At 67.3% G+C, this 7,857-nt stretch carries 6 protein-coding genes; 4 read left to right on the top strand and 2 right to left on the bottom strand.

Annotated elements, in window-relative coordinates; translation table 11 throughout:
- Positions 1 to 322: 322 nt before the first annotated feature.
- The gene (locus RMP09_RS23485) at positions 323 to 2,191 is read left to right on the top strand and encodes a potassium transporter Kup (RefSeq protein ID WP_310568393.1); all 1,869 of its coding nucleotides are present in this window, start codon (positions 323 to 325) and stop codon (positions 2,189 to 2,191) included.
- Positions 2,192 to 2,227: 36 nt separating this feature from the next.
- On the opposite strand, the gene RMP09_RS23480 is transcribed toward RMP09_RS23485, so the two are convergent.
- Positions 2,228 to 3,202: a tripartite tricarboxylate transporter substrate-binding protein gene (locus RMP09_RS23480; protein WP_310568392.1), complete on the bottom strand. Its 975-nt coding sequence runs from the start codon at positions 3,200 to 3,202 to the stop codon at positions 2,228 to 2,230.
- A 31-nt stretch (positions 3,203 to 3,233) separates the two neighbouring features.
- Positions 3,234 to 4,403 carry a mandelate racemase/muconate lactonizing enzyme family protein gene (locus tag RMP09_RS23475; protein WP_310568391.1) on the bottom strand — a complete coding sequence of 390 codons (1,170 nt, stop codon included), beginning with the start codon at positions 4,401 to 4,403 and terminating at the stop codon, positions 3,234 to 3,236.
- Between the two features lie 100 nt (positions 4,404 to 4,503).
- On the opposite strand from RMP09_RS23475, the gene RMP09_RS23470 reads away from it, so the two are divergent.
- From RMP09_RS23470 to gshB, 3 genes are all read left to right on the top strand, one after another.
- Positions 4,504 to 5,388 carry a LysR family transcriptional regulator gene (locus RMP09_RS23470; protein ID WP_310568390.1) on the top strand — a complete coding sequence of 295 codons (885 nt, stop codon included), beginning with the start codon at positions 4,504 to 4,506 and terminating at the stop codon, positions 5,386 to 5,388.
- A 70-nt stretch (positions 5,389 to 5,458) separates the two neighbouring features.
- The gene (locus RMP09_RS23465) at positions 5,459 to 6,622 is read left to right on the top strand and encodes a benzoate/H(+) symporter BenE family transporter (protein WP_310568389.1); all 1,164 of its coding nucleotides are present in this window, start codon (positions 5,459 to 5,461) and stop codon (positions 6,620 to 6,622) included.
- A gap of 163 nt (positions 6,623 to 6,785) precedes the next feature.
- A complete protein-coding gene (gene gshB, locus RMP09_RS23460) occupies positions 6,786 to 7,739 on the top strand; it encodes a glutathione synthase (protein ID WP_310568388.1) in 954 nt (317 codons plus the stop codon).
- The last annotated feature ends 118 nt before the right edge of the window (positions 7,740 to 7,857 follow it).

Raw genomic sequence — 7,857 nt, 5'->3', positions numbered from 1 at the left:
GTTCCTGCAAACCAATCAACACGATGAACGCGCTAAAAGCATACAAGGGGGCTGACCTTGCTCGGGGCGGCCCTTCGCTGCGGTCGATGGCCCCCACGCTCCGCCGCTGACGCGGGTCGCTGCCCCCAAGGGGGGCTGGGCCTGCCTCGGGGCGGCCCGGAGGCCCCGCGCTCCGCCGCTGAGGTGTCAGTTGTTGCATTGCAACATCGTTCGCGCCGGGGTTCATTTAGGCACGGACCCCCACTGGCGGTGTGTCCGCCGCGAGCGCAGAATCGGCGCATCCTGACAGCCGAACCCGGGCCGACAAGTCCCGGGTATTTTTGTGTCGCAGAACAAATCCTCGCTCGCCGCACTCACCCTGGGCGCCATTGGTGTGGTCTATGGCGATATTGGCACCTCGGTGCTGTACGCCATCAAGGAAATTTTCGGTTCCGGCCATGTTCCCTTCACGCACGCCAACGTCTATGGCGTGCTGTCCATCGTCTTCTGGACCTTGACGGTCATCGTCTCGCTCAAGTACGTGACGTTGGTGCTGCGCGCCGACAACCACGGCGAAGGCGGCCTGATCGCCATGCTGGCGCTGGCCTCGCAGGCGGTGAAAGACCGGCCCGAACTGCGCAAGTGGCTGCTGGCGGTGGGCATCTTCGGCACCTCGCTGTTCTATGGTGACGGCGTGATCACCCCGGCCATCTCGGTGCTCTCCGCCGTGGAGGGCCTGGAAGTGGTCTCGCCCGCCTTCAAGCAGTACGTGATGCCGCTGACCCTGGTCGTGCTGTTCGCGCTGTTCTTCGTGCAAAAGCGCGGCACCGGTGGCATCGGCAAGTTCTTCGGCCCCATCACCGTGCTGTGGTTTCTCTCCATCGCCGTGCTGGGCATATCGCACATCGTTGGCCACCCGGAGATCCTGGGTGCGCTCAGCCCGCACCACGCACTGCGCTTCATGTGGGAGCAGCCCGGCACCACCTTCATCATCCTCGGCGCCGTGGTGCTGTGCGTGACCGGGGGCGAAGCGCTCTACGCCGACATGGGCCACTTCGGCAAAAAGCCGATCCGCGTGGCCTGGTTCGGCATCGTCATGCCCTGCCTCACGCTCAATTACTTCGGGCAGGGTGCGCTGCTGCTGGACAACCCCGACGCGGTCAAGAACCCCTTCTTCAACATGGCGCCCGACTGGGCCCTGGTGCCCCTGGTGGGCCTGGCCACCATGGCCACGGTGATCGCGTCGCAGGCCCTGATCTCCGGTGCTTTCAGCGTCACCAAACAGGCGATCCAGCTCGGCTACCTGCCGCGCCTGAACATCCGCCACACCAGCGTGCACGACACCGGGCAGATCTACATTCCCTTCGTCAACTGGGGTCTGTTCGCCGCCATCGTGCTGGCGGTGGTGATGTTCAAGTCCTCGTCCAACCTGGCCGCGGCCTACGGCATCGCCGTGACGCTGGACATGCTCATCACCACGGTGCTGACGTTCTTCGTCATCCGCTACGGCTGGAAGTACCCGCTGGCGCTGTGCCTGCTGGCCACGGGCTGGTTCTTCATCGTCGACCTGGCCTTCTTCAGCTCCAACCTGCTCAAGCTGTTCGCGGGCGGCTGGTTCCCGCTGGTGATCGGTGGCGTGGTGTTCACCCTGATGATGACCTGGAAGCAGGGGCGCGCCCTGATGGCCAAGGCCCAGCACGCCGAAGCCATCGAACTCGACAGTTTCCTGGAAGCCGTGTTCATGGCGCCGCCCGCCCGCGTGGAGGGCACCGCCGTCTTCCTCACCGGCGAGACCGGCACGGTGCCCAACGCCTTGCTGCACAACCTCAAGCACAACAAGGTGCTGCACGCGCAGAACCTGTTTGTCACGGTGCGCAACCACGAGGTACCGTGGATCGGCCTGGACAAGCGGCTGGAAATCGAACCCCTGGGCCACGATTGCTGGCAGGTCGTCATCCACTACGGCTTCAAGAACGACCCCGACGTGCCCAAGGCGCTGGAGTCGATGCGCGGCCGTGGCTGTGACCTGGAGCCCATGACCACCAGCTACTTCCTCTCGCGCGACCTGGTGGTGCCGACGCTGGGCGATGGCATGGCGCTGTGGCGCGAAAAACTGTTCGCGCAGATGCACCACAACGCGGGCGCCGCAGCCGAGTTCCTGAACCTGCCGAACAACGCGGTCATCGAGCTGGGTTCGAAGCTGGAAATCTAGAAGGGGAAAGCCCTCACGTCGAAGGGCTTTTCCTCGTCAGTCGGCGTATTGCCCCGCCGCCTGGATGACGACCGACCAGCGGTTCATTTCGTCCTCCACGTACCGCTTGTGTCCCGCGGCGTCCAGCCGGCCGTCGTTCACCACGGACACGCCCAGCGCCTCCTGCTTCTTGATGAAGTCGAGGTCTTTCAGGGCCGCGCGCAGCGCGCCGTTGAGTTTGCCCAGCACCGCCGCGGGTGTGCCCTTGGGCGCGTAGAGGCCGTGCCAGATCGAGACGTTGAACCCGGGCAGACCCGCTTCGTTCAGCGTGGGCGCGTGGGCGATGGCGGCCTGCTTCGAGCGTTGCGCGCTGGTCACGGCGTACAGCTTCACCTTGCCGGCCGCGATCTGAGGGACCGCGTTGGTGGCCTGGTCGCACATGATGTCCACTTGTCCACCCAGCAGGTCCGTCATGGCCGGTGCCGTGCCCTTGTAGGCGATGGTGGTCATGTCCGCCTTGAGGGCGCTTTGCAGCATCAGGCCGCACAGGTGCGAGGCCGATCCCAGGCCCGCGTGCGCCAGGTTCACCTGGCCGGGGTGGGCGGCGATCCACTGGCGCAGTTCGCCGAAGTTCCTGGCCTCCATGGTCGGGCGTGTGATCACGGTCGACGGCGACTCGTTGATCAGGCCCAGGTACTCGAAGTCGTCCGGCATCTTGTAGCTGAGCTTGCGGTACAGCGCGGGCGCGGTCGCCATGCCGATGTGGTGCACCAGCAGGGTGTACCCGTCGGCTGTGGCTTTCGCCACCTTGGCCGCGCCAATCGTGCCGCCCGCACCGGCCGCGTTTTCCACGACCACGGGTTGCGGCAGGCTCTTGCGCAGGGCCTCGGCCAGGTCCCGCGCGATCTTGTCGCTGGGGCCGCCGGCGGCGAAGGGCACCACCAGCACCACCGGCTTGTCGGGGAACTCGGCCAGGGCGGCGTTGGACAGGGTCGCCAGCACGGCGACGGCACACAGTTGCTGAATCTTCATGGTTTGTCTCCTACGGGTGGATCGCATCGGATCAGGCCGACAAGGCCTGCATTTCCTTGAACAGATCGGCCTTGCCTTCGAAGCCGATGCCGGGCAGGTGGTCGGGCAGGGTGACGTGGCCGTTCTCGACCTTCACGCTGTCCGGGAACCCGCCAAAGGGCTGGAACAGGTCTGGGTAGCTCTCGTTGCCACCCAGGCCCAGGCCGGCGGCGATGTTCAGCGACATCTGATGGCCACCGTGCGGGATGCAGCGGCTGGGCGACCAACCGTGTTCCTTGAGCATCTCCAGCGTGCGCAGGTACTCGACGAGGCCGTAGCTCAGCGCGCAGTCGAACTGCAGCCAGTCGCGGTCGGGGCGCATGCCGCCGTAGCGGATGAGGTTGCGCGCGTCCTGCATCGAGAACAGGTCTTCGCCGGTGGCCATCGGGTTCTTGTAGTACTGGCGCAGCGTGGCCTGCAGCTCGAAGTCCAGCGGGTCGCCCGGCTCCTCGTACCAGAACAGGTCGTACTGGCTGAGGGCCTTGGCATAGGCGACGGCGGTCTCCAGGTCGAAGCGGCCGTTGGCGTCCACGCACAGCTTCTGGCCGTCCTGCAGCACTTCCATGATGGCGTCGATGCGGCGCAGGTCTTCTTCGAGCGAGGCTCCGCCGATCTTCTTCTTGACCACCGTGTAGCCGCGGTCGATGTAGCTGCGCATCTCGTCCTGCAGCTTCTTGTCGTCCTGGCCGGGGTAGTAATAGCCGCCGGCGGCGTAGACAAAGATCCGGCGGTTGGCCTGGCCGTTGCCGTAGCGGTCGGCCAGCAGCTGGAACAGCGGCTTGCCCTCGATCTTGGCCACCGCGTCCCACACGGCCATGTCGATGGTGCCGATGGCCACCGAGCGCTCGCCGTGGCCACCCGGCTTCTCGTTCTTGAACATGGCGGCCCAGATCTTGTGCGGATCGAGGTTGTTGCCGGTCGCGTCGATCAGGTCGTCGGGCGCGGTTTCCAGGATGCGCGGGATGAAGCGCTCGCGCATCATGTTGCCCTGGCCGTAGCGGCCGTTGCTGTTGAAGCCGTAGCCCACCACCGGTTTGCCGTCGCGGATCACGTCGGTGATCACCGCCACGAGGCTGAGGTTCATCTTGCTAAAGTCGATGTAGGCATTGCGGATGGACGAGCTGATCGGGATGGTCTTCTCGCGGATCTCGACGATTTTCATGAGGGAGGTCTCCTGTGGTTGAGGGACCGGATGATCGGTTTCGGGCCAGCGCTTGACCAATGCTGTTTTTCTCTTCTTCCATGCTTTCAAAGCACCGCCCATGAACCTCTCCTGGCTGGACGATTTCCAGGCCCTGGCGGCCACCGGCAACTTCTCGCGCGCCGCCGAAGACCGGCACATGACGCAGCCCGCGTTCAGCCGCCGCATCCGCGCGCTGGAAGAATGGCTGGGTGCCGAGCTGTTCGACCGCAGCTCCCAGCCGGCGCGGCTGACCGAGGCCGGCGAATGGTTCCGGCAGGTGGCGCAGGGGTTGCTGGCCCAGGTGGCCCGGCTGCCCGGCGAGGCGCAGACCATTGCGGAAGCCGGCGCGAGCACCCTCAAATTCGCCGCCACCCATGCGCTGTCGTTCACCTTCCTACCGGGCTGGCTGCGGGGCCTGGAGTCGCGCCTGCCGGTGGGGCCGGTGCAGCTGGTGTCCGACGTGATGCCGCGCTGCGAAGCCTTGCTGCAGGCCAGCAAGGTGCACTTCGTCCTCAGCCATGCGCATGCGGGCACGCCCGGTGCTCTGGACGCAGCGGGCTACCCCTCGATCACCGTGGGGCATGACACGCTGGTGCCCGTGTCCGCGGCCGACGCGCGGGGCCATGCCCTGCACACGCTGGCATCCGGCAGCGCCCCCTTGCTGGCCTACAGCGCGGAGTCGGGTCTGGGCCACCTGCTGCTGCAGGTGATGGGCGAGCGCATCGCGGCCCTGCACCTGCCGGTGCTCTTCACGGCGCACCTGGCCTCGGTGCTCAAGACCATGGCGCTCGATGGGCGCGGCATCGCCTGGCTGCCGGTAACGCTGGTGGCCGGCGAACTGGCGCAGGGGCGGCTGCAGAGGGCGGCGCCTGCCGACTGGGACCTGGTGCTGGACATCCGCCTGTTCCGCGATCTGCGCGCGCTGGGCCGCGCGCCCGAGGCCTTCTGGGCGGCGGTGCCGTGACGGCGTGTTGCAGGGCCGGCCCCTTGGCCCTGCCGCGGTGGGGCGGGCCGGCAGTCGGCACAATCACCGGATGTCTTTTTTCCGTGATCTGAACCTTTCGGCCGCCACGGCCGGTTTCGTGGCGGTGCTGGTGGGGTTCACCAGTTCGGTCGCCATCGTCTTCCAGGCCGCGCAGGCCTTCGGCGCCACGCCCGAACTCATCACCTCGTGGATGTGGGCGCTGGGCCTGGGCATGGGCCTGTGCTCGGCCATCCCGTCGCTGATCCTGAAAAAACCCGTCATGGTGGCCTGGAGCACGCCGGGTGCCGCCGTGCTCGCCACCGCGGGGCTGGCCGGTGGTTTCACCATGGCGCAGGCCGTGGGCGCCTTCATGGCCTGCGCGGTGCTCATCGTGCTGGCCGGGGCCACCGGCTGGTTTGAGCGGGTCATGAACCGCATCCCGGTCGCCATCGCCTCGGCGCTGCTGGCCGGCGTGCTGGCGCGTTTCGGCCTGCAGGCCTTTGCCGCGGCACAGACCGCGCTGCCGCTGGTGCTGAGCATGCTGCTGGCCTACCTGCTGGGGCGCCGCTGGCTGCCGCGCTACGCCGTGCCGCTCACCCTGGCGGCGGCGGTGGGCTACGTGATCGTCAACGGGCAGTTCAACGCGGGCGCGCTCACGCTGCAATGGGCCGTGCCGGTGTTCACCGCGCCCGAATTCACGTTCAGCGCCTTTGTCAGCCTGGCCCTGCCGCTGTTCGTGGTGACCATGGCGTCGCAGAACCTGCCGGGTGTGGCGGCGATCCGTTCGGCCGGCTACCAGATGCCGATCTCGAAGATCATCACCATGACCGGCGTGGCCACCTTGCTGCTCGCGCCCTTCGGCGCCTTTGCGCTCAACCTCAGCGCCATCACCGCCGCCATCTGCATGGGCGAAGAGGCGCACGCCGACAAGGCCAAGCGCTACACCGCGGCCGTGGCCTGCGGGCTGATCTACATCGCCATCGGCCTGGTGGGGGCGGCGGTCACCGGCCTGCTGCTGGCCTTTCCCAAAGAGCTGGTGCTGGCCATCGCCGGCCTGGCCCTGCTGGGCAGCATCGGCGGCGGCCTGCACATGGCCTTGCGCGAGGAAGATCACCGCGAAGCCGCCCTCATCACCTTCCTCGTCACGCTCAGCGGCGTGGTCATTGCCGGCATCGGCTCGGCCTTCTGGGGCGTGGTCGCCGGCGCGCTGGCGCTGTTTGTGAGCAGGCGATGACACCCCCTGCGCCGCTTCGCGTCATCCCCCTCTCTGGCGCCTTCGGCTTGGAGGGGGACCGCACCCACGGCCAGGCTGAGCCGGTTCCGTGGTGCGACTGGCCTTTGGGCGCCTCAACCCCACGCATTGCGGCCACCGTGATGCCATATGAGAATCTGACCCCATGAACATCCTCTTCGTCGCCGATCCCCTGGCGTCCTTCAAGACCTACAAGGACACCACCTTCGCCATGATGCGCGAGCTGCAGAAACGCGGCCACACCATTGCCGCGACCGAGCCGCAGCACATGGCCTGGCGCAGTGGCCAGCCGGTCACGGCCAAGGTGCGCCACATCGTCCTCACCGGCGCCGCCGAGGCCTGGTTCGAGGTCACCCGCGAAGCCATCGATCCGCTGCACAGTTTCGACGCCGTGCTGATGCGCAAAGACCCGCCGTTCGACAGCGAGTTCTTCTACGCCACCCACCTGCTGGAGCAGGCCGAGCGCGAAGGCGCGCGCGTGTTCAACCGCCCGAGCGCGCTGCGCGACCACCCGGAAAAGCTCGCGCTCATGGAGTTCGCGCAGTTCGCGCCGCCCACGCTGGTGACGCGCTCGGCCGACCACATCCGCGCCTTCCACGCCGAGCACAAAGACATCATCCTCAAGCCGCTCGACGGCATGGGCGGCATGGGCATCTTCCGCGTCGGCGCCGATGGCATGAACCTCGGCTCCATCATCGAGACGCTCAACCAGGGCGGCGCCACCAGCGTGATGGTGCAGCGCTACCTGCCCGAGATCGTGGCCGGTGACAAGCGCCTGCTGCTGATCGGCGGCCAGGTCGCGCCCTTCGTGCTGGCGCGCATCCCGCAGGGCAACGAGGTGCGCGGCAACCTCGCGGCCGGTGGCAAAGGCGTGGCCCAGCCGCTGAGCGACGAGAACCGCGCCGTGGCCGAAGCCATCGCGCCGGTGCTGGCCGCGCGCGGCCTGCTGCTGGTGGGTCTGGACATGATCGGCAACCAGGTGACCGAGATCAACGTCACCAGCCCGACCTGCTTCCAGGAGATCCACGACCAGACCGGGTTTGATGTGCCGGCGATGTTTGTGGATGCGCTGGAGCAGGCACTCAAGGTGCCCGCATGAGCGCCCGCCCGGCCGCTCCGAAGGGCGCTCGCCCCGCAGTGCGCAGCACGGAGGGTAGTCCAGTGAGCGCCCGCCCGGCCGCTCCGAAGGGCGCTCGCCCCGCAGTGCGCAGCACGGA

Origin of the sequence: Hydrogenophaga sp., assembly GCF_031426985.1 — a bacterium.
Taxonomy (GTDB): Bacteria; Pseudomonadota; Gammaproteobacteria; order Burkholderiales; family Burkholderiaceae_C; genus Hydrogenophaga.
This window is presented reverse-complemented; position numbering and strand designations above follow the sequence as displayed.